General features: G+C 35.4%; 25 protein-coding genes and 1 riboswitch. All 25 genes read left to right on the top strand.

Translation table 11 applies throughout. The annotated features are described in order from the left end of the window. The first annotated feature begins 44 nt into the window (after positions 1-44). Positions 45-929, top strand: a complete 885-nt coding sequence (locus tag HMPREF0874_RS01520; RefSeq protein ID WP_004695788.1) for a GHMP kinase — start codon at positions 45-47, stop codon at positions 927-929. Between the two features lie 24 nt (positions 930-953). Further along, on the top strand, positions 954-2,084 hold the full coding sequence (locus HMPREF0874_RS01525) for a histidinol-phosphate transaminase (protein ID WP_008600912.1): 1,131 nt from the start codon (positions 954-956) through the stop codon (positions 2,082-2,084). Positions 2,085-2,091: 7 nt separating this feature from the next. Beyond that, positions 2,092-2,730 (top strand): alpha-ribazole phosphatase, encoded by a 639-nt coding sequence (gene cobC / locus HMPREF0874_RS01530; RefSeq protein ID WP_004697091.1) that lies wholly within the window; start codon positions 2,092-2,094, stop codon positions 2,728-2,730. Continuing rightward, a complete protein-coding gene (locus tag HMPREF0874_RS01535; RefSeq protein ID WP_008600915.1) occupies positions 2,730-3,428 on the top strand; it encodes a pseudouridine synthase in 699 nt (232 codons plus the stop codon). The genes cobC and HMPREF0874_RS01535 overlap by 1 nt, the downstream gene beginning before the upstream one ends. Positions 3,429-3,498: 70 nt before the next feature. After that, on the top strand, positions 3,499-4,572 hold the full coding sequence (locus HMPREF0874_RS01540) for a Xaa-Pro peptidase family protein (RefSeq protein ID WP_008600917.1): 1,074 nt from the start codon (positions 3,499-3,501) through the stop codon (positions 4,570-4,572). A 15-nt stretch (positions 4,573-4,587) separates the two neighbouring features. Next, positions 4,588-5,145 carry an elongation factor P gene (gene efp / locus HMPREF0874_RS01545; RefSeq protein WP_004695799.1) on the top strand — a complete coding sequence of 186 codons (558 nt, stop codon included), beginning with the start codon at positions 4,588-4,590 and terminating at the stop codon, positions 5,143-5,145. A gap of 135 nt (positions 5,146-5,280) precedes the next feature. After that, complete coding sequence (locus tag HMPREF0874_RS01550; RefSeq protein WP_004695801.1) at positions 5,281-5,661, top strand: Asp23/Gls24 family envelope stress response protein; 381 nt, start codon at positions 5,281-5,283, stop codon at positions 5,659-5,661. An 11-nt stretch (positions 5,662-5,672) separates the two neighbouring features. Next, complete coding sequence (locus tag HMPREF0874_RS01555) at positions 5,673-6,068, top strand: Asp23/Gls24 family envelope stress response protein (RefSeq protein ID WP_008600921.1); 396 nt, start codon at positions 5,673-5,675, stop codon at positions 6,066-6,068. After that, positions 6,058-6,462, top strand: coding sequence for a transcription antitermination factor NusB (gene nusB, locus HMPREF0874_RS01560; RefSeq protein ID WP_008600923.1), 405 nt, complete (start codon positions 6,058-6,060; stop codon positions 6,460-6,462). The genes HMPREF0874_RS01555 and nusB overlap by 11 nt, the downstream gene beginning before the upstream one ends. Further along, the gene (locus HMPREF0874_RS01565) at positions 6,462-7,415 is read left to right on the top strand and encodes a metallohydrolase (protein ID WP_039964949.1); all 954 of its coding nucleotides are present in this window, start codon (positions 6,462-6,464) and stop codon (positions 7,413-7,415) included. Before nusB ends, HMPREF0874_RS01565 begins: the two co-directional genes overlap by 1 nt. Before the next feature lie 2 nt (positions 7,416-7,417). Continuing rightward, a complete protein-coding gene (gene xseA, locus HMPREF0874_RS01570) occupies positions 7,418-8,641 on the top strand; it encodes an exodeoxyribonuclease VII large subunit (RefSeq protein ID WP_008600927.1) in 1,224 nt (407 codons plus the stop codon). Then, a complete protein-coding gene (gene xseB, locus HMPREF0874_RS01575; RefSeq protein ID WP_008600929.1) occupies positions 8,616-8,822 on the top strand; it encodes an exodeoxyribonuclease VII small subunit in 207 nt (68 codons plus the stop codon). The genes xseA and xseB overlap by 26 nt, the downstream gene beginning before the upstream one ends. Positions 8,823-8,831: 9 nt before the next feature. Further along, positions 8,832-9,710: a polyprenyl synthetase family protein gene (locus tag HMPREF0874_RS01580; RefSeq protein ID WP_008600930.1), complete on the top strand. Its 879-nt coding sequence runs from the start codon at positions 8,832-8,834 to the stop codon at positions 9,708-9,710. A gap of 28 nt (positions 9,711-9,738) precedes the next feature. Next, positions 9,739-10,218 carry a divergent PAP2 family protein gene (locus HMPREF0874_RS01585; RefSeq protein WP_004695814.1) on the top strand — a complete coding sequence of 160 codons (480 nt, stop codon included), beginning with the start codon at positions 9,739-9,741 and terminating at the stop codon, positions 10,216-10,218. After that, positions 10,215-11,018: a TlyA family RNA methyltransferase gene (locus tag HMPREF0874_RS01590; protein WP_008600935.1), complete on the top strand. Its 804-nt coding sequence runs from the start codon at positions 10,215-10,217 to the stop codon at positions 11,016-11,018. The genes HMPREF0874_RS01585 and HMPREF0874_RS01590 overlap by 4 nt, the downstream gene beginning before the upstream one ends. 9 nt (positions 11,019-11,027) lie before the next feature. After that, positions 11,028-11,912 (top strand): NAD(+)/NADH kinase, encoded by an 885-nt coding sequence (locus HMPREF0874_RS01595; protein ID WP_004697273.1) that lies wholly within the window; start codon positions 11,028-11,030, stop codon positions 11,910-11,912. A gap of 24 nt (positions 11,913-11,936) precedes the next feature. After that, the gene (locus HMPREF0874_RS01600) at positions 11,937-12,512 is read left to right on the top strand and encodes a class I SAM-dependent methyltransferase (RefSeq protein ID WP_004695822.1); all 576 of its coding nucleotides are present in this window, start codon (positions 11,937-11,939) and stop codon (positions 12,510-12,512) included. Positions 12,513-12,832: 320 nt separating this feature from the next. Further along, complete coding sequence (argR, locus tag HMPREF0874_RS01605; protein ID WP_004695825.1) at positions 12,833-13,288, top strand: arginine repressor; 456 nt, start codon at positions 12,833-12,835, stop codon at positions 13,286-13,288. A 4-nt stretch (positions 13,289-13,292) separates the two neighbouring features. Beyond that, positions 13,293-14,957, top strand: coding sequence for a DNA repair protein RecN (recN, locus tag HMPREF0874_RS01610; protein WP_008600940.1), 1,665 nt, complete (start codon positions 13,293-13,295; stop codon positions 14,955-14,957). A 41-nt stretch (positions 14,958-14,998) separates the two neighbouring features. After that, positions 14,999-15,171: riboswitch (Lysine riboswitch) on the top strand. A 76-nt stretch (positions 15,172-15,247) separates the two neighbouring features. Next, positions 15,248-16,045: a 4-hydroxy-tetrahydrodipicolinate reductase gene (dapB, locus tag HMPREF0874_RS01615; protein ID WP_008600941.1), complete on the top strand. Its 798-nt coding sequence runs from the start codon at positions 15,248-15,250 to the stop codon at positions 16,043-16,045. Positions 16,046-16,068: 23 nt separating this feature from the next. Continuing rightward, positions 16,069-17,100: an aspartate-semialdehyde dehydrogenase gene (locus HMPREF0874_RS01620; protein ID WP_008600943.1), complete on the top strand. Its 1,032-nt coding sequence runs from the start codon at positions 16,069-16,071 to the stop codon at positions 17,098-17,100. 21 nt (positions 17,101-17,121) lie between these two features. Next, the gene (gene dapA, locus HMPREF0874_RS01625) at positions 17,122-18,009 is read left to right on the top strand and encodes a 4-hydroxy-tetrahydrodipicolinate synthase (RefSeq protein WP_008600945.1); all 888 of its coding nucleotides are present in this window, start codon (positions 17,122-17,124) and stop codon (positions 18,007-18,009) included. 273 nt (positions 18,010-18,282) lie between these two features. Further along, positions 18,283-18,675: an aspartate 1-decarboxylase gene (gene panD, locus HMPREF0874_RS01630; protein WP_004695834.1), complete on the top strand. Its 393-nt coding sequence runs from the start codon at positions 18,283-18,285 to the stop codon at positions 18,673-18,675. Positions 18,676-18,745: 70 nt separating this feature from the next. Further along, entirely contained in the window at positions 18,746-19,588 is an 843-nt protein-coding gene (panC, locus tag HMPREF0874_RS01635; protein ID WP_008600948.1) for a pantoate--beta-alanine ligase, read from the top strand. Between the two features lie 11 nt (positions 19,589-19,599). Beyond that, positions 19,600-20,535 carry a bile acid:sodium symporter family protein gene (locus tag HMPREF0874_RS01640; RefSeq protein WP_008600949.1) on the top strand — a complete coding sequence of 312 codons (936 nt, stop codon included), beginning with the start codon at positions 19,600-19,602 and terminating at the stop codon, positions 20,533-20,535. Positions 20,536-20,567 lie beyond the last annotated feature (32 nt).

Below are 20,567 nucleotides of genomic sequence, written 5' to 3' on the forward strand. Positions count from 1 at the left end.
TATTTTTAGAACGTATACTTTATTTGATGTGAAAGGAGTTTAATGTGACCTATTATGTAAGAGCCCCAGGTACATGTGGGGAATTTCTACAAGGTTCTATTGATGGTCAGTCATTTTTAGTGACATGTCCAATTAATCGATACTCCTACGCATTGAGTAATGTAATACAACCTTTTTCTAAAGAATTTTGTGCACTTCAACCAAAATCGGCACAAGCTCGTAAATTAGTACAAGAGTTGGTCCAAGAAAAAAAGAAAAATCAAATTTGCCCGCCTGTGTATGTAAGATCCGATATTCTACAAGGAAAAGGCATGGCTTCAAGTTCGGCAGATATTTCTGTAACAGCTATGGCTACAGCTTTGGCCATGGACTATGATTTATCATTAAAAGAACTTGAGCAAATTTGTCTATCTGTAGAGCCTACAGATGCCTCTTTTTATCAAGGTGTAACTCAGTTTGATTATATTAAAGGGACTATCTCTAAGCCATTAGGTATGTGCCCACCTTTAAAAATCCTCGTTTTTGACGAAGGCGGTAGCATTGATACAGTTAGCTTTAATAAACAAGCAGATTTACAAAATAAAATTTTAGAAAAAGAATCTATTATACAAGAATCCTTTGATTTGTTTAAACAGGGTCTTACAACGCATGATATAAAGCTCATTGGCCAAGCTGCTACATTGAGTGCCTTTGGCAATCAGCGTATTTTATATAAACCTAATTTATATGACTTTCACGATGTAGGTAATTCTTATAATAGTGTGGGAACAATCATCGCTCATAGCGGAACCATTATGGGACTATTATTCCCTGTTGATTATGGTCGTATTGATGATTGTAAGAATGAGATTTTGCGTAAGTTGCCACAATTAACCTATGTAGATACGGTTGAAACTACGAATGAAGGATTAACTTATATTAAACGATAAAGTATTTCATAGAAAGAGAATAGTATGTCTAAAATACATGGGGGCAATATTTTTCAGTTTGCCCATGAACAACGAATTGAACCATACGAGGTTATTGACTTTAGTGCTAATATCAATCCACTAGGCCCTAGCCAACGTGGCTTATCTGCATTAGAATCTCAATTGCGATATATATCACATTATCCGGATGCTACAAATGATGATATATTAAATGCCATTGCTGATATCTATGGGATGAATAAAAATCAAATTGTAGTTGGCAATGGAGCGGCAGAGCTATTATATGCAATTTGTCGGTTACCTGGCTATACGGGCGCTTTTGTTCCCGCACCAGGTTTTTCTGAATATAAAGCAGCTTTAGAAGCAAGTAGAATTCCAGTACGCGATATTTATTATCGACCACGGGAAGATGAACATGGAAAACCTTATTTTGAGGTTCCTTATTTAGCATTAGAAACTTTTGCAGCTGAGTTAAAGGGGCAAGATGGTCGTATTATTGTATTTCTAGGTAATCCCAATAATCCAGATGGTACGTTACTTGATAAGAACCATATTCGTACTATTGCAAGCATGCTGAAAGATGCTAATAGTTTACTTGTTATAGATGAGTCCTTTATCGATTTTGTTGGTAACGATACCTTACAAGATAATGAATACTCCATGCGCTCCCTAGTTAACGAGTTTGATAATATTATCGTGGTTCATTCTTTTACAAAATTCTATGCCGTGCCAGGGCTACGAATTGGTGCTGCTTTCAGCAATCCTCTTATCATTGAGCAACTAAATAGTTTTATTCCCACTTGGTCTGTTAACACATTAGCTCAATCCTATACAGAGGCGGCTTTGAATGATGTAGAGTATGTGAAACGAACAAAACAAGTATTACATGAAGAGCAACTTTTTATGTATAACTCATTAGATACTATAGATGGTATTACTGTATATCCGCCTTCAGCTAATTTTATGTTGTTCCACATTGAACAAGAAGGAATAACAGCAGAGTCGATTAATGAAGCGCTTAAAAAATATAATATGATTGTTCGCAACTGTGATTCTTATATGGGATTAAATAATCAATGGGTTCGCGTTGCAATAAAAGATCATGATACTAATGTTAAGTTAGTAGAAAAATTAACAGATATTTTGAAAGTATAGGAAGACTATGAAGACGTTGTATATTGTGCGCCATGGTGAAACTGATTGGAACAAAATGGGAAAATACCAAGGCATCACAGATGTTCCACTTAATGAAAATGGTTTAAATCAAGCAAAGGCATGTGGTCAGGCTCTTAAAGATGTTAAATTTGATCGCATATTATCTAGTGATTTGAGTCGTGCTTTAGTTACAGCTGAAGTCATTCGCGGTGAACGTACTACTCCTATTACAGTAGATAAACGCTTACGAGAACTTAATTTTGGCGATTGGGAAGCTATGTTATTTTCAGATATCGAAGATCGTTGGCCTGGTTTGATAGATGAAATGTATTTGCGACCACATCTAGTTAAGGTTCCTAATGGTGAAAGCTTTAAGAATTTACAAGACCGTGCATGGGCAGGTCTAGAGGAATTCATCAATGTTAATAATGAGGAGGAAACACTTCTCATTGCTTGTCATGGTGGGACTATACGAACATTATTGTGTAAATTATTAGATATTTCCATTAGTCATTGTTGGAATTTTAGTCAAGGTAATACAGCAATTAATCGTATATTCTATAATGGCATGGGAGAATTTGATCATAATATTTTAAACTTGCTCAATGATACAGCACACGTAGATGTATTACAAGGTCATGCATAATGCGACTAGATAAATTATTAGCCAATAAAGCTTATGGTAGTCGAAAAGAAGTCCATCAACTCATAAAGGATAGAAGAGTTACCATCAATGGCAGTATAACAACGAAAAAAGATACTCATATTGATATTGATGTTGATATAGTTGCTGTTGATGGTAAGGTTGTTAGTACTACTCAACTATATTATGTAAAATTTCATAAGCCAAAGGGCTATGTTACAGCGGTAGAAGATTCTAATCACCCTGTTGTTATGGATTTACTCCCTCTAGAATTCATAAAAATGGGAGTTGTTCCAGTAGGCAGATTAGACAAGGATACAGAAGGACTTTTATTATTAACTAATGATGGTGTGTGGGGACACTCTATCATCAATGGTAATAAACATGTGCCTAAAGTTTATTACGTAGAATTTGAAGGAACGCTATCTGATGAAGGTATACAACGTATTAAAGAGGGAATTCTTCTTGGAGATGGTACGCAATGTAAACCGGCAGAAATTGAATTTGTATCGTTACATTCAGTACATGTAACGATTGAAGAAGGCAAGTATCATCAAGTTAAGCGCATGATTAGTGCTGCAGGTGGTACTGTAACATATTTGAAACGTCTTACGATTGGTCATATTGATTTAAGTGGCATTGAAGAGGTTGGTTCTGCAATGGAATTGACCGTTGAACAGATAGAGGGCTTTAAAAAATAGCATAAAATTCTATTCAATATAGGTATTTTATGGTAAGATTAATTGTACTTTATAGACTAGGAGCAAGATTATGAATGGATTAAATCTGCTACAACAGTATATTAAAGAGCAAGAATTAACAGGCGTCATTTTAATAAGCCCTATAAATCTACATTATTTTGCAGGCTTTACTGGTACTACAGGCTTTGCTATCATTACTCAAGATAAAGCCTTTATGATTACTGATTTCAGATATACTGAACAAGCAACAAAACAATGTGAAGGGTACACAGTTATTCAATATGAAACAACTGTTATGGATACTCTTGTAGATATATTCAATGAACATCATATTCACGAAGGTTTATTCGGTATAGAAGGCAAACAAATGCCTGTGGATACGTATGAAACTTTATGTGATACATTAGATGAACGCTTTAAGTTTACATCTATCAATTTTGCAAAACTACGTGCGGTTAAGCGTGAAGACGAATTAGACTTATTGCGTAAAGCTGCTAAAATTGGTGATGATGCTTTTGCTGCCTTGCTACCACAACTAAAGGTAGGGATGACAGAAAACGAAGCGCGCATTATATTAGAATCAGAAATGTTAAAACGTGGATCAGAGGAACCTTCCTTTGCAACCATTGTTGCTTCTGGTAATCGTTCTAGTATGCCTCATGGTGTAGCCAGTGATAAGGTCATTGAAGCAGGTGATTTTGTTACCTTTGACTTTGGTGCGGTATATAAGGGTTATCATTCTGATATGACTAGAACTATTGTAATGGGGCCTGCCTCTGAATTACAAAAGAAGCTGTATGGTATAGTTTTAGAAGCACAAAAACGTGGCGTAGCTGCAGTTCGGGCTGGTATTACTGGTAAAGAACTTGATGCAGTTTGTCGTGATTATATTAAAGAACATGGATATACCAAGGAATTTAATCATGGTACTGGACATGGCGTAGGTCTTGAGATTCACGAAGAACCAGTAGCCAATACTAAATCCGATACGGTATTTACAGAAAATATGATCATTACGGTAGAACCTGGCATTTATATAACAGGTACTATCGGATTGAGAATAGAGGATAGTGTCATCGTCAAATCTGACGGCTATGAGGTGTTGACACATAGTCCAAAAGAGTTAATTGAAATAGGTATTTAGAAGGAGAAGAGTTAGATGATTTCCAGTAATGATTTTCGTCCAGGTGTAACCGTTGAAATTGACGGTAATGTATGGCAAGTAGTTGATTTTCAACACGTTAAACCAGGTAAAGGTGCTGCATTCGTACGTACTAAAATGAAAAACTTGCAAACTGGTTCTGTAGTTGAGCGTACATTTAATGCAGGTGAAAAAGTGCCTAAAGCACATGTTGATCGTCGTCGTATGCAATACTTATATGAATCTGATGGCTCTTATACATTCATGGATAACGAAACTTATGATCAAGTTGAACTTACCCTTGAACAATTAGGTGATGCTAAAAACTTCCTTCTTGAAAATATGGAAGTATCCATCATGTTCTTCCAAGGTATCGTAATCGGTATCGATTTACCTGTAGCTGTTGAACTTCGCGTAGTTGAAACAGATCCTGGTATCCGTGGCGATACTGCAACTGGTGGTAATAAACCAGCCGTATTAGAAACAGGCTACACTGTAAAAGTACCTCTCTTCATTGAAGTAGATGATGTACTTCGTATTGATACTCGTACAGGACAATACATCGAACGTGCCTAATACTCATTGATATGTATTGGGGCAAGATCTTTTCAAGGAATCTTATTCCCCATATATCGTAACATTTGCATTGTAAGCACTTGTCGTCTATGTAATTATATATAGGGACAGGTGCTTTTTTTGAAAGAGGCCAGTATGACCAAGAAAAATACTGAACTAGAGTCGGGTAAGATTAAGATTAATGATGATGTATATGCTACAATTGTAACAATGACAGCGCTTGACACAAAGGGAATTCATCATATGAGTTCCACCTTTAATGATGGCGTTAACACTTTTTTTAGACGTAAATCCGATCATGAAGGTGTTAAGATATCCTTTAACGATGAAGGAGCAATATCAGTTACACTATATGTGTGCATTCAGTATGGATATCGTATTCCTGATGTTGTTTTACGTCTACAAGAGCGCATTAAAACTGCTTTAGTCTCTTATACAGAAATTGAGGTTCAAACTATTGATGTAGTTGTACAAGACATTATTTTTGATGATTTAGTAACACCTCAACAGCCATAGGAGGTATCTCTATGAGTTCAGATAATCAATTAAATTATGGTTTAGACACGGATACCATTGATATTGCAGATTCTGTCATCATTGATGTAGCAACAAAAACTTTAGGAACCATTCCTGGTATTCATTCTTTAAGCCCACGCTTTTACGATGAGTTGGTAGAGGGTATTACCCATGCTTTTGGTCAGCGTAGCTTACCTGGTATCAATGTAAAGCATCGTAAAGGTTTTATTGAAATTAACATTTATATTAAAGCATTGTATGGATATAATCTCATTGAATTATCGAAACAAATGCAATTAGAAATCAAACAAACCTTAAAAAATATGCTAGATCTTGATCATATTAAGGTTGATGTACATATTGAAGGTATTGTAAAAGAAAAGGAGCCAGTTTTACATGGTAACTAAGCGAAATCGGCGAGAGGCTCGTCAATACGCATTCCAAATGTTATATGCCAATGAATTTCATACTGATCAAAATGATGTTCAATTTCCCGAAGGAAACATTCATAAAGCAATGGATAAGGCATATGCAAATAGTATTATAGAGGGTGTACTATCAAATGTTGAAGCAATTGATGCTACATTACAGCCATTCTGTAAATCTCGTAAAGTAGCAAATTTAGATAAGGTGGATCGTTCTATCTTACGTATTGCTGTTTGGGAAATGACCAATAAAGTGGAACCTTTAGAGCCATCTATCGCTATTAATGAAGCCATTCAATTAGCTAAAGATTTTGGCTCTGATGCATCTTATAAATTAATTAATGCAATCTTAGACGCATATAATAAGAGTAAATGATGAAACGATATTACTTAGGCATTGATACGAGTTGTTACACTACAAGTTGTGCCATTGTAGATAGCGACTTTCACATAGTAGGGGAAGCACGTAAAATCTTAAAGGTAAAACTAGGTGAGCGAGGACTACAACAATCAAATATGGTCTTTCAGCATACAAAGGCATTACCTAAGCTAATGTCAGAATTACCTCAGGTATCGATTAGCGGTATCGGTGTTAGTGGCTTTCCACGGCGCGAAGAAAATTCGTATATGCCAGCCTTTATGGTTGGGTTAGGCCAAGGAGAAACCTTGAGTCATCTTATGAATGTACCTTTACATATTTTTGCACATCAAGAGAATCATATATTAGCTGCTTTGAGGGATTTAAAAAATATTCCTAATGAGCCATTTTTGGCATTACATCTATCAGGTGGCACGACAGAACTAGTATATTGCCATTATCAAGGAAACGGTATTTTTGAATCTCACATCGTTGGTGGTTCTAAAGATTTACAAGGGGGGCAATATGTTGATCGTATAGGTGTCGCATTAGGCTTACCATTTCCTGCAGGTAAATATTTAGAGGCATTAGCATTACAAACTACAGAATATGAACCATTGCCATCATCTGTAAAAGACGGATGGATTAGCTTTGCCGGTCCTTGTAGTGCTGCTATGCGACGTATAAATAACGCTATGGGTGAAATGGATAAATCTAAGTTAGCTAGAGCTGTTTTTACTTCCATTGGAAATGCTCTAGAAAAAATGATTACTTATCATACTAAAGAGAAATCTGTACGTGCACTCATTGCTGTAGGTGGTGTGATGAGTAATAGTTTACTTCGTAAGCGGATGGAAACCTATTGTAAACGAAATCATCTCCAATTACATGTGGCGCAACCACTATTCTCTGTTGATAATGCCACAGGTAATGCTTTTGGTGCTGCTTATTTACAAGAATCTAGAGGATAATCGTGAATGTATTAACCATTACACAATTAAACAATCTCATAAAACGTACCTTAGATCGTGAATATCTATTAAAGAATGTATATGTAAGTGGTACCATTATTAATGCAAAACGTCATAGTAGTGGTCATATGTATTTTTCTTTAAAAGATGAGGAATCTGCTATTGATGTGACAATGTGGTCTAGTACAGTCATGCAAAAGGGACTAGCTAATGCCATTCAAAATGGTTTATTAGTAACTGTAAAAGCATCTGTTAACTTTTACAATAAAATGGGCCGTTTAAATCTCATTGCATCAGATATGCTGATAGGTGCTAAAAGTCCGTTACAGCTTGAATTTGACGCTTTAAAACGAGAGTTAACTGCTTTGGGGTACTTTGATGATAGCCATAAAGTAGGTTTACCCTATATGGCGAGTTGCATTGGTATTGTTACATCCCAATCTGGTGCTGTATTACATGATATTCTACATGTTAGTAAACAACGCAATCCACTAGTTCAATTTAAATTGTTTTCCGTTCCTGTACAAGGTAGTACCGCAGGCCCAATTATAGCTAAAGGAATTGCTACGGCAGATGCTGATCCAGATGTTGATGTCATCATTGTTGGTCGTGGCGGTGGATCTATGGAGGACTTGTGGTGTTTCAATGATAGAGCTGTTGTAGAGGCAATTTATAATGCTCATACACCGATTATTTCGGCGGTAGGTCATGAAACAGATTACACCTTATGTGATTATGTAGCTGATGCACGGGGGGCTACGCCTAGCCATGCTACAGAAATGACAGTACTTCCAATTACTATATTACAAGATCAGCTGACAGAAAAAGAAGAGTATTTACACGAATATATACGCTATACACTACAACAAAAACGTACAGATTTAACATTGCTCTTTAATCGAAAACTTGGCATTCCAGCTCTACAATTTTTACATAAGCAAAAATCACACTTACAAGAGCTTTCACAAACTCTAACTAATGCAACTAAAGAACGATGTAATGCAGAGAGACATAGCTTAGCATTATTGGCACAACAGTTAGAGTCGCTAAATCCATTACAAATGATGATTAAAGGTTTTGCAAAGGTTGAGCATGATAACAAACCTATTACATCAGTTGCCCAATTACAACCAAATGACGATATACGAGTTACACTAGCTGATGGTTATATTACTGCTACGGTAAAGGAGGCGCACAAGGATGGCCGCATCACTAAAAAGTTATGAGAAAAAATATAAGGCCTTAGAAGATATTGTTAAGCAATTAGATGATGGGGATATGACCATTTTTGAGCTTTTATCACAATATAAAAAGGGCTTAACTTTGGTAAAAGAATGTGCTGAAATGCTTGACTCTGTTGAAGATGAAGTACAACAAATTATCGAAGAAGTCCGCATCAGCGAATAAGGAGATTCTATGTTCAAAGATTATTTAGCATCTAGCAAACAAAATATTGAACAATGGTTAGGCGAAGTACTTAATAGCCCAAATCAAGAATTTGAACAACTGTATGAATCTATGAATTATAGTTTAATGCAAGGTGGCAAACGAATACGACCTATTTTAACTAAGGCTGTGTTAGAAATGCTTCATAAAGAGCCGGCTGATTATAAGGAATTTCTATGTGCTATGGAGTGTATCCATACGTATTCATTAGTTCATGATGATTTACCAGCTATGGATAATGATGATTATCGCAGAGGTAATTTGACCAATCACAAAGTATACGGTGAAGGACTTGCTATTTTAGCCGGTGATGGGTTATTAACATATGCCTTTCAATTGATGACTTCAAATACAGTTGCTAGTGCACAGCAAAAACTAGATGCTATAAAATGTGTTGCTACTGCGGCTGGTCCTGAAGGTATGGTTGGGGGACAAGCCTTTGATTTGCTCAGTGAAGATAAACATATTCCTTTAGAAGAATTAAAGGTTTTACATACTGGTAAAACAGGTGCACTATTTAACGCTTCTGTAGAATTAGGTCTTATTCTTGGAAGTGCTAATAATACTACGCGAACAGCCCTTATGGAATATTCTAATTGCCTGGGATTATTATTCCAAATTACTGATGATATTTTAGATGTAACCGGTACTATTGAAGAATTAGGGAAAACACCCGGTAGTGATATTCGCCAACATAAATCTACCTATGTATCTTTACTAGGTTTAGAGCAAGCAAAACATCAAGCCTACTTAGTAGGTAGCCAAGCTCATGATGCGTTAAATTTGGTTTCTTATGATACAACTATACTATCAGCATTAATTGATTATCTTTTAGAACGTACGAATTAATGGGTATTACCTGTAGAAGGTATAAACAATGATTGATATATTACCACAAATAGCACATAATTATATCGCACAAGCTGCATTTTGGGGCTGGTTTACGGCTCAAGCTATCAAATTTGTATGGCAACTCTTAAGACATGGTAAATTCCGACCAGAGCGCCTTGTTGGATCTGGTGGTTTTCCAAGTTCACATACATCATTTGTAATTGCTACAACAACAGCGATTTACCTTAAAAATGGTGTAACGGATCTATTTATATTATCCTTAGTATTTTCAATTGTTGTTATGTATGATGCGTCTGGTGTACGATTAGAGGCAGGACGACAAGCTCAAATACTTAATCAAATTGTAGATTATTTTACCAAAAAGAATATACCTGTTGTCATTACACGTAAAGAAGCATTAAAAGAGTTGTTGGGACATACACCTATCGAAGTATTTGGTGGTTTAATTCTCGGTATTCTTGTGGCCTTTATTCAGTTTTATTGTATTTATCATGGTGTAATATGAACAATAAAGAACGATTAGATATACTCCTCGTTAATCGAGGCCTTTTTGAAAGTAGAGAAAAAGCAAAAGCAGCTATTATGGCGGGGCTTATCTTTATAGATACTACGCGCATAGATAAAGCAGGCACCAAGATTCCTGCGGATGCTAATATTATTGTAAAAGGCAATACCCTACCTTATGTAAGCCGTGGAGGACTTAAATTAGAAAAGGCTATTCAAACTTACCCTATCGATTTACATGGGGCTGTGATGATTGATATAGGAGCTAGTACAGGTGGTTTTACAGATTGCGCATTACAAAACGGTGCGTCTAAGGTCTTTGCCATCGATGTAGGATATAATCAATTAGCTTGGAAATTACGCCAAGATTCACGTGTGATTAATATGGAGAAACAAAATATCCGTACTGTTACCGCTGAACAAATAGGTGAACTTGTTGATTTTATTTCTATTGATGTAGCATTTATTTCTTTAGACAAAGTTTTACCAGTAGCTACTAATTTATTAAAAGATACGGGCTCACTTGTGGCCTTAATAAAACCACAATTTGAGGCTGGTAAAGAAAATGTTGGTAAGGGCGGTATAGTGCGAGATAGTGAAATCCATAAAGAAGTTTTACATCGTATTCTACACGTTGCGTATGATTGTGGATTGTATACACATGGCTTAACTTTCTCACCAATTAAAGGTATGGAAGGCAATATAGAGTTTTTAGGTTATTTTAAAAAGTACGAAGAAGGGGCCTTAACCATTGATGATACTTTGATTGATACAGTGGTTGCAGAAGCCCATTCATTATAGGAGATTACTATGCGTATCGGATTCTTCCCCAATATGGGGAAAAGCAATATTATGGCAGTTCTAAAAATGGCTGCACATATTTGTAAAGATGAAGGTATCGAAGTATTTTTGCCAGATGATCTCGAATCAGATGCACCTGCACGAGTACTTAAGATTCCTGAAACTCATATTTTAAGTCGTCCAGAAATCTTCAAACAAATAGATATTGCCTTTAGTTTTGGTGGTGATGGTACCATCATCCATCTTGCAAGACAAATTTATCCATATAATGTACCTGTTTGTGGTATTAATCTTGGCGAACTAGGTTTTTTAAATCAAATTGAAATTCATCAAATGCAAAGTCATATTAAACGTATTGCTAATGGTGATTATAATATTGAAAAGCGTGGACATTTATATGCTTATATAGAACGTCATAAGGGTAAAGAGGAAGAACTAGTTCCTATCATTAACGAAATTGTTATCACTCGTGCTGAGCCTGCTAAAATGGCGCGAATTAATATGTCTATTAATAATCAACACACGCAAATGTATCCATCGGATGGTTTAATTATTTCCTCTGCTACAGGTTCTACCGGCTATAATCTATCGGCTGGTGGTCCAATCATGAAACCAGATAATCGGTCCATCATTGTCACCCCAGTAGCGCCACACTTAATTCAAGGTGTAAGCCTTGTTTTAGAGGAACATGATACGATTCAAATTACAATGCCGGAAAGAGAACCACAATTACATATTTGTATTGATGGTACATTTGACTATACTTTTACAAATAAAGAAACCTTACATATAAGCTCTAACCCTGTATATTGTTTATTTGTACGATTCAAGGATCAATGTTTCTTTGGTACACTATTTAAAAAGTTAGCATCTCGTCGAGATGAATTGTTATAACCAAATCTCAAGTGGGGTGGTTTTGTGATTAACATTAACAATGCTGTTCAATTCCAACATTTAATCTGGGATCGATGTATGGAAAATGCCAAAGTGGTAGTAGATGCTACTTGTGGTAATGGCCATGATCTTTTATACCTTTCTAAACGGGCACAAAAAGCATGCCATCTATATGGAATTGATATTCAAATGAAAGCTATTAAAACTAGCAAAGAGCTTTTACAATCAAATGATATTGCACCAGAAGTAAGTTTAACGTTTATTCATGACTCTCATGATTTGGCAGTAGCTCATCAATTAAAAGATGAAGTTATTGATTTAATGATTTTTAACCTTGGATATTTACCTGGAGGAGATCACCAAGTTGTAACAAAACCTCACCAAACCATTGATGCCATAAATGAAGGTTTACACAAACTTTCCAAGTCTGGAGTTATTACAATAGTTGCTTACCCTGGAACAACAGAGGGATTTGAAGAAATGCAGTCTCTTAAATCGTATTTATCAGATTTAGATCAGAAAATATATAATGTATGCCATTGGCATCCGATGAACCAAATACATAATCCACCTGAGTTATTTATATTGCAAAAACGATAAAACGAAATATATCTTTATTCATTATGAATAAAACTCATACTCAGTTAGTAAAACCCCCTTTATAGGGGATTTTAATTATACATGTATATTTTTCTATTTTTAAATTATTAATTCCCTATAAATAGATGAACCTTATGAGCTATGAATTTGCACGTTATCAATATATAGAATATTAACAATATTTTAAATATTAATATAATATGCATAAGACGTATAATATATGCGATTTATACCATATATTAATTATGAATATATGGTATAATATTATCAGAAAGATACTATTCTCTTTTATGTGCAAGGTTTAAAAAAGGGAGTTCAAAATGAAACGCTATCGCTATAACAAAATTAAAGAGATCGTGCAGTCCAAGGCGATTGAAACACAAGAGGAATTAGCTGCGGCTTTACTAGAAGAAGGTATTGAAGTTACACAAGCTACAGTTTCTCGTGATATTAAGGAATTAATGTTAATCAAAATTCCTACAGGCGATGGACATTATCGTTATGCATTATCTCCAGAGGAAAATGTAGTTTTATCTCGTAGTCGTATTAACCGACTATTCCAAGATTCTTTGATTAAGGTTGATCACAGTTTAAACCAAGTTGTATTACATACAATCCCTGGTTCTGCTCAATCTGTAGCATTTTCTATCGACCATGCAAAATGGACTGAAATTATTGGTACATTAGCAGGGGACGATACTATTTTGTTAATTGCAAAATCCGAAGCTGAAGTTCCAGCAATTTTAGCGAAAATTCAAGATTTAATGAAGGACTAATAATATGTTAACGCAAATGAGCATTCGCAACTTTGCGTTGATTGAGCAAATGAATATTTCATTTAATGATGGCATTACTATCTTTACCGGCGAAACTGGGGCAGGGAAATCCATTCTTATGGATGCCTTTAGTATCCTATTAGGAGAACGCGCAAGTAGCGAGTTTATTCGTCACGGTAAAGATAGTTTTGTTATTGATGGAATATTTGATATTGCTAATCACCAAAGTATTCAAGACCTATTAGAGTCTAAAAATATCATGATAGAAGAAGGCCAGTTAATTCTATCAAGATCTTTTAACCGTAATGGCAAATCTAGTATATTGGCTAATGATCAACCAATACCTTTAAAAGCTTTAAAGGAGATTGGTCAATACTTAGCAGATATTCACGGACAATATAGCAACCAACGTTTACTAGACGCTGATACACACCATGAATATTTAGATACTTTTAATAAAGAAGGAAAGGAAGCCTATAAAGCTTATACTGATGCGTATAAAATTTATAAGCAAGCAAAACAAGATGTAGATCATTTACAAGAAAATATGTCTGAGCGCGCTCGAGAGCTCGATATGTTAAGATATCAAATCGACGAAATCGAAGATGCTGGGTTAAGCATTGGTGAGGATATTTCTATTGCGGAAGAACTTAAGCGTCTAGATAGTTTTGAACATATTGATAAGGTATTAGGTTCTTGTTATGATGCCTTTTATAATGGCCGACAACCATTACTTGATACGATTAATTCGATTAAGGTAGAGGTTAATGATCTAGTAAAATATGACAGCGAGTTAAAAGAAGTCTCAGAAATGGTGGACTCTGCTTATTTCCAACTAGAAGAAGCTGCACAATCTTTAGATCGTTATAGGGATACTATCAGCTACGATGAAGAGCGTTATAAGTATTGCCAAGACCGAGATACCACAATTTATAGCTTAAAGAAAAAATATGGTGAAACCGTAGAAGATATTCTAGCATACGAAGAAAAGGCGCAATCTCGTTTAGAAGAACTAGAAGGCCTTGTATTTGCTCAAGATGAATTAGAAACACGTCTTGAAGAAGCAAAAAAGGTAGCAGAAGAAGCGTTAACAGTTTTACACGAGGTACGTCAAAAAAATGCAAAAGAGATTGCTACGGCCTTACATCAAGAATTAGTGGATCTAGGGATGCCCAAAGGGGATATTCAATTTCATATTGAAGAGGGGACTGAGTTATCCTCATTAGGTGCAAAGTCTATTGAAATGTTATTCTCTGCGAATAAAGGGGAACAGTTATTACCTCTACATAAAGTAGCATCTGGCGGTGAGTTAGCTCGCATTGCATTAGCCTTTAAATCAGTATTCCGCAGTGACGCTTTTAAAACGATGGTATTTGATGAAATTGACGTTGGTATCAGCGGTGATATAGCACTTAAGGTGGCAGAAAAAATACTTAATTTATCTAGAACAAATCAAGTATTTTGTATTACCCATTTGCCTCAAACTGCAAGTATTGCGAAACAACACTATCATCTATCTAAAATCGAGCAAGATGATCGTACAATCTCTACATTAGTAGTCTTAAATGAGGAAGAACGAGTAACACAAATCGCGTCTATGATGTCTGGTAAGGAAATGTCTGCTACAGCACTTGCGGCGGCGAAAGAACTTATTGACCATTTTAATTGACTAAAATCGCATAATTACTTATACTAATAGTATTAAATGAATATGTTGATAGAGGTGCGAGTATTAAGAGTAATCATGAGGAGTAGGCATGCATTGATCCATGATAAAAGGGATGCTTGCCGAAGTTCGATGATTGCGACTCATCGTTCTGGTTGTCTATTTAATAGATAGACAACTGTCATCAATCTTGTATTGGTGGAGTGCTATCATTGAGCTTTTCGTAAGAGTATATATAGTTATATAATCTATAAGGCCAGTGGATGCATCCACTGGCTTTTTTGGAGGTATATATGATTCGAGTAATGGTAAATGGCGCTGGCGGCAAAATGGGTCGTGAAGTGGTCAAAGCAGTATATAACGATCCTGATTTAACATTAGTTGGTGGTATTGATCCGACTAAGGCAGGGGAAGATGTAGGCTCTGTAGCAGGAATCGAACAATTAGGTATCAAGATGAATGCCTCCATCGATGAGGTATTAGATACAAATAAACCTGATGTGATTGTAGATTTCACTAATCCTGCAGTTATTTATGAAAACGCGAAGAAAATGTTATCCGCTGGTATTCATGTAGTCATCGGTACTACAGGATTGACCGCAGAACAACGTGATGAACTCGATACAATAGGTCGTTCCAATCAAGCGAATTGCTTAGTGGCTCCAAACTTTTCTCTTGGGGCGGTAATGATGATGAAAGTGTCTGCAGAGCTCGCTCCATATTTCCCTAATGTAGAAATTATAGAATTACATCATAATCACAAATACGATGCGCCTTCTGGCACAGCTATTTTAACAGCTAAATTGATTAACGATGCTAAACAAGCTGCTAAGGTAACTGCTGATGAGGATTTAACTCGTGAAAGCTTATCAGGTGCTCGTGGTGCTAAGGTTGACGATGTAACAATTCATAGTGTACGCCTTCCAGGTTATGTGGCTCATCAAGAAGTATTATTTGGTGGTTATGATGAAACATTAACCATACGTCATGATAGCTTAAGCCGTTTATCTTTTATGCCAGGCGTAGTATTAGCATGTAAAAAAATTAGTTCTAAAACTGGCTTAACATACGGTTTAGAACATTATTTATAATATTTGTGCAAGGAGATGTATCAATGAAAAAACCTAATGTTGCAATTCTAGGTGCTACTGGTGCAGTAGGTGCTGAATTTATTACACTTATTGAAGAACGTAACTTTCCTTATGAAAACTTAAAACTATTAGCTTCCGCTCGTTCTGCAGGTACAGAACTTACTGTGAATGGTAAAACATATATTGTAGAAGAAGCAAAACCTGAATCTTTTGATAATATTGATATTGCGCTATTTGCAGGTGGCTCTATATCTAAGACATTAGCGCCAGAAGCCGCTAAACGCGGTGCTATTGTAATCGATAACTCTAGTGCATTCCGTATGGATCCTGAAGTTCCACTCGTAGTACCAGAAGTTAACCCAGAAGATATTTTGAAACATAAAGGTATTATTGCAAATCCTAACTGCTCTACAATTATCATGTGTTTAGGGTTAAAACCTCTTCATGATCTCTCTCCAATTAAACGTGTAGTTGTAAGTACATACCAAGCTGTATCTGGGGCAGGTAAAGAAGGTATTGAAGAACTTGAAAATCAAGTAAAACAATATACTGCAGGCGAAGAAATGACAGCAAATCTGTTACCAACAGGATCTGCTCCTAAACACTATCCTGTAGCATTCAACTTATTGCCACAAATTGATGTGTTCTTAGAAAATGATTATACTAAAGAAGAAATGAAGATGGTTTACGAAACGCAAAAAATTCTTCATGACGAAACTATTCAAGTAGTTCCAACTACAGTTCGTGTTCCTGTATATCGCTCCCATTCTGAATCTGTCTTGGTAGAAACAGCAGAACCTGTATCTGTAGAGGCTTTCAAAGCAGCATGTGAAAAATTCCCTGGTTTACAAGTTAAAGATAATCCTGCTGAACAAATTTACCCTATGCCATTGTATACATCTAATCAAAACGACTGTGAAATTGGTCGTATTCGTAAAGACTTATATAATGACAAAGGTATGAACTTCTGGATTGTAGGGGATCAAATTCGTAAAGGTGCAGCTCTTAACGCGTTGCAAATTGCTGAGTACTTGGTGGAAAAACAAGCATTTTAATCTATCAAGGGGAGGACATATATGAAAACCTTTGGTCGAGTGTTAACAGCTATGGTGACATCCTTTAATAATGATGGATCCGTAAATATTGAAAATTGTGTTGCTATCGCCAATCATCTGTTAGATAATGGCTCTGATGGTCTTGTAGTTTGTGGTACAACGGGTGAAAACCCAACTATGTCTAGAGACGAAAAATTAGCTTTATTTAATGCAATTGCAAAAGAATGTGGACATAAAGGTTCGATTATTGCCAATGTAGGTAGTAACGATACAATGGCTTCTGCAGAATTTGTAAAGGAAGTTTCTAACATCGATGGTATCGATGGTTTGCTAGTTGTAGTACCTTATTACAATAAACCGAACCAACAAGGTCAATATTTGCATTTTAAAACTATTGCAGAAGCTACTACATTACCAATCATGGTGTATAATGTACCAAGTCGTGTGGGGACAGGTATTTTCCCAACTACCTTAGTTCAACTACATAACGAATATCCACATATTTGTGCTATCAAAGAGGCAAGTGGTAATTTAATGATTGCTTCTGAAATTAAGCGTTTAATGCCTGGAGATGATTTCATGGTATATAGTGGGGACGATGGTCTTACATTACCGATGTTATCTATTGGAGGATGTGGAGTCGTATCTGTAGTATCTCATGTAGCAGGCAAAGATATGAATGCTATGATTCAAGCTTATGAATCTGGCCATAACTACGAAGCGATTCGTATTTATCAAGCTTTATCAGAAATTATAAAAGCGATGTTCATCACCACAAATCCGATTCCTGTTAAATATGCAGCCCGTAAAATTGGCTTACCTGTGGGAAAATTTAATTTACCAATGTGTGAACCAACGGCTGATGAAGCAGCATATATTGATAAAGCATTAGCAGAATATCTAAAATAAAATATTAGTATAAAATAAAAAACCAGTAACTACATTGTAGCTACTGGTTTTTATTTTATACTACAATCTTACTGTTATTTTTGATTAGAGTGACATTATTTGTATTATATTAATTGTATTTTAATGTAAAAATTTATAATTATGGTATAATTTCTCTGGAGATAGTATTTTTAACTATACTCTAGTCTACTGTTAATTCATGATAAACAGACAAATTGTGAAAGTTCGAACCGACCAATATGGCGGGTACATTTAAAACACAAGGAGTTTAGCATGATACTAACAATGTTAAAAGGTAAAATTCACAGAGCTACTGTGACACAAGCAGAGCTTGATTATGTAGGGAGCATTACAATTGATACAGATTTATTGAATGCATCCGGAATACGAGAATATGAACAAGTTCAAATTGTAAATATTAATAATGGAGCACGTTTTAGTACATATACTATTGCCGGAGAAGCAGGTAGTGGTGTTATATGTTTAAATGGTGCTGCTGCACGACATGTGCAAGTACATGATAAGATAATTATCATGTGTTATGCACAGCTTGATGAAAGCGAAGTTGAGAGCCATAATCCTCTCGTTGTATTTGTAGATAATAATAACAAGATAAGTCATATAAAAAACTATGAGAAACATGGTTTATTAGTTGATCAAAAATAATTGTCATTGATCGAATTACAGTAGACTGTATAGGACTATCTTCGTATTTACAATATAACGGAGGAATATAATGGAATTTATAACAACTATCGAAAATGTACGGAATACAGTAAATAGCTGGAGAAAAGAAGGTTACACAATTGGTTTTGTACCAACCATGGGATTCTTACATGAAGGACATGCTGCATTAATAGATCAAGCTAGAAAAAATAACGATAAGGTCATTGTCTCTATATTTGTAAATCCTATTCAATTTGGAGAAAATGAAGACTTGAGTACTTACCCTCGTGATATTAATAGCGATAAAAAGTTATGTGAATCACATGGTGTCGATCTTATTTTTGCTCCAAATCCGGAGGAAATGTACCAAGATAAAAAGGCATTTGTAAACATTGCGGATTTATCTGATACATTGTGTGGTATTCGCAGACCAATTCACTTTAAAGGCGTTTGCACTGTGGTGGCAAAATTCTTTAATATTATTCAACCAACAAATGCGTATTTTGGTGAAAAAGATGCACAGCAATTAGCCATTATACGTAAAATGGTCTTTGATTTAAATTTTCCTGTCAATATTATTGGTGTTCCCATTGTTCGTGAAGAAGATGGTTTAGCAAAATCTTCTCGTAATACATATTTGTCTAGTGAAGAACGGAAAGCCGCTACCATATTGTATAAAGCTATTCAATTGGGAAAACAAACTACACAATATGGTTGCTCTACTAAATGTATCATTGATACTATGACAGACACTATACAAACCGAACCGCTTGCTAAAATAGATTATATTTCAGTTGTTGATGCTAAGACTATGCAACCTGTACAAGAGGTTACTGCCCCAGTATTAGTGGCTATGGCTATATATATTGGTCCTACACGACTTATTGATAACTTCTCATACGATCCAAATTAAGGAGAGAAGTTATGAATCATTTACTTACACTCAACAACGTTCTTTCCAAATACTTAATTTTTACAATCCTAGGCTTTTCATGTATTGCTTATATAGTACCAGAATACTTTACTTGGGCAATCGCTTATACACCTTTTTTACTTGGTATAGCCATGTTTGGAATGGGGCTTACTATTAAGTTTGAAAGCTTATGTAGTATCCTTAGGCATCCAAAAGATATTTGTATTGGTGTACTTGCACAATATACGATAATGCCTCTATTAGCCTGGGGAATTTGCCATATATTCACATTATCACCAGATATTGTTATTGGTGTAATATTAGTAGGTTGTTGTCCTGGCGGGACAGCCAGTAATGTTATAACCTATATTGCCAATGGTGATGTCCCTTTATCTGTAGGAATGACAATTACTTCAACATTAATAGCTCCCATAGTTACACCATTATTAATCTTATATATCGGTGGCGCATGGGTAGATGTTCAAGTACTACCTATGATGATTACTATGGTAAAAGTTATTATTGTGCCAATCTTATTGGGCGCAGTAATCCAATATGTATGTAAATCACATATCAATACTTTAACCAGCATTAGTCCGATCTTCTCTATGATTGCTATTATACTGTTAATAGCAGCCATTATTGCTATCAACAAAGATAAACTATTGATTTCTGGGCTTGAAACACTTATTGTTGTTGGTATACATAATATACTAGGTCTACTACTAGGATTAGGTGTAGGAGCACTGCTTAAATTAAGATATGATAAAACTACAGCGCTAGCAATAGAGGTAGGAATGCAAAATAGTGGTTTAGCCGTAACATTAGCAGCAACAAATTTTGCATTAAATCCATTAGCAACGCTAGTAGGGGCTATTTTTAGTGTATGGCATAATATATCAGGTGCTATTTTTGCTACTCTACGGAGAGAAAATAGTTTACATTAAAAATAAACTTTATACATGCAACAAAAAAAACG

Origin of the sequence: Veillonella sp. 6_1_27, from assembly GCF_000163735.1 — a bacterium.
Classification (GTDB): domain Bacteria; phylum Bacillota; class Negativicutes; order Veillonellales; family Veillonellaceae; genus Veillonella; species Veillonella parvula_A.

Excerpts from the sequence above, each read along its gene's own strand:
- HMPREF0874_RS01640 (WP_008600949.1), top strand. The coding sequence starts at position 19,600 with ATGAATCATTTACTTACACTCAACAACGTTCTTTCCAAATACTTAATT.
- HMPREF0874_RS01580 (WP_008600930.1), top strand. The coding sequence starts at position 8,832 with ATGTTCAAAGATTATTTAGCATCTAGCAAACAAAATATTGAACAATGG.
- HMPREF0874_RS01555 (WP_008600921.1), top strand. The coding sequence starts at position 5,673 with ATGAGTTCAGATAATCAATTAAATTATGGTTTAGACACGGATACCATT.
- efp (WP_004695799.1), top strand. The coding sequence starts at position 4,588 with ATGATTTCCAGTAATGATTTTCGTCCAGGTGTAACCGTTGAAATTGAC.
- HMPREF0874_RS01540 (WP_008600917.1), top strand. The coding sequence starts at position 3,499 with ATGAATGGATTAAATCTGCTACAACAGTATATTAAAGAGCAAGAATTA.
- HMPREF0874_RS01595 (WP_004697273.1), top strand. The coding sequence starts at position 11,028 with ATGCGTATCGGATTCTTCCCCAATATGGGGAAAAGCAATATTATGGCA.
- panD (WP_004695834.1), top strand. The coding sequence starts at position 18,283 with ATGATACTAACAATGTTAAAAGGTAAAATTCACAGAGCTACTGTGACA.
- panC (WP_008600948.1), top strand. The coding sequence starts at position 18,746 with ATGGAATTTATAACAACTATCGAAAATGTACGGAATACAGTAAATAGC.
- HMPREF0874_RS01535 (WP_008600915.1), top strand. The coding sequence starts at position 2,730 with ATGCGACTAGATAAATTATTAGCCAATAAAGCTTATGGTAGTCGAAAA.
- dapB (WP_008600941.1), top strand. The coding sequence starts at position 15,248 with ATGATTCGAGTAATGGTAAATGGCGCTGGCGGCAAAATGGGTCGTGAA.
- HMPREF0874_RS01585 (WP_004695814.1), top strand. The coding sequence starts at position 9,739 with ATGATTGATATATTACCACAAATAGCACATAATTATATCGCACAAGCT.
- argR (WP_004695825.1), top strand. The coding sequence starts at position 12,833 with ATGAAACGCTATCGCTATAACAAAATTAAAGAGATCGTGCAGTCCAAG.
- xseB (WP_008600929.1), top strand. The coding sequence starts at position 8,616 with ATGGCCGCATCACTAAAAAGTTATGAGAAAAAATATAAGGCCTTAGAA.
- nusB (WP_008600923.1), top strand. The coding sequence starts at position 6,058 with ATGGTAACTAAGCGAAATCGGCGAGAGGCTCGTCAATACGCATTCCAA.
- cobC (WP_004697091.1), top strand. The coding sequence starts at position 2,092 with ATGAAGACGTTGTATATTGTGCGCCATGGTGAAACTGATTGGAACAAA.
- HMPREF0874_RS01620 (WP_008600943.1), top strand. The coding sequence starts at position 16,069 with ATGAAAAAACCTAATGTTGCAATTCTAGGTGCTACTGGTGCAGTAGGT.
- HMPREF0874_RS01525 (WP_008600912.1), top strand. The coding sequence starts at position 954 with ATGTCTAAAATACATGGGGGCAATATTTTTCAGTTTGCCCATGAACAA.
- HMPREF0874_RS01590 (WP_008600935.1), top strand. The coding sequence starts at position 10,215 with ATGAACAATAAAGAACGATTAGATATACTCCTCGTTAATCGAGGCCTT.
- recN (WP_008600940.1), top strand. The coding sequence starts at position 13,293 with ATGTTAACGCAAATGAGCATTCGCAACTTTGCGTTGATTGAGCAAATG.
- HMPREF0874_RS01565 (WP_039964949.1), top strand. The coding sequence starts at position 6,462 with ATGAAACGATATTACTTAGGCATTGATACGAGTTGTTACACTACAAGT.
- dapA (WP_008600945.1), top strand. The coding sequence starts at position 17,122 with ATGAAAACCTTTGGTCGAGTGTTAACAGCTATGGTGACATCCTTTAAT.
- HMPREF0874_RS01550 (WP_004695801.1), top strand. The coding sequence starts at position 5,281 with ATGACCAAGAAAAATACTGAACTAGAGTCGGGTAAGATTAAGATTAAT.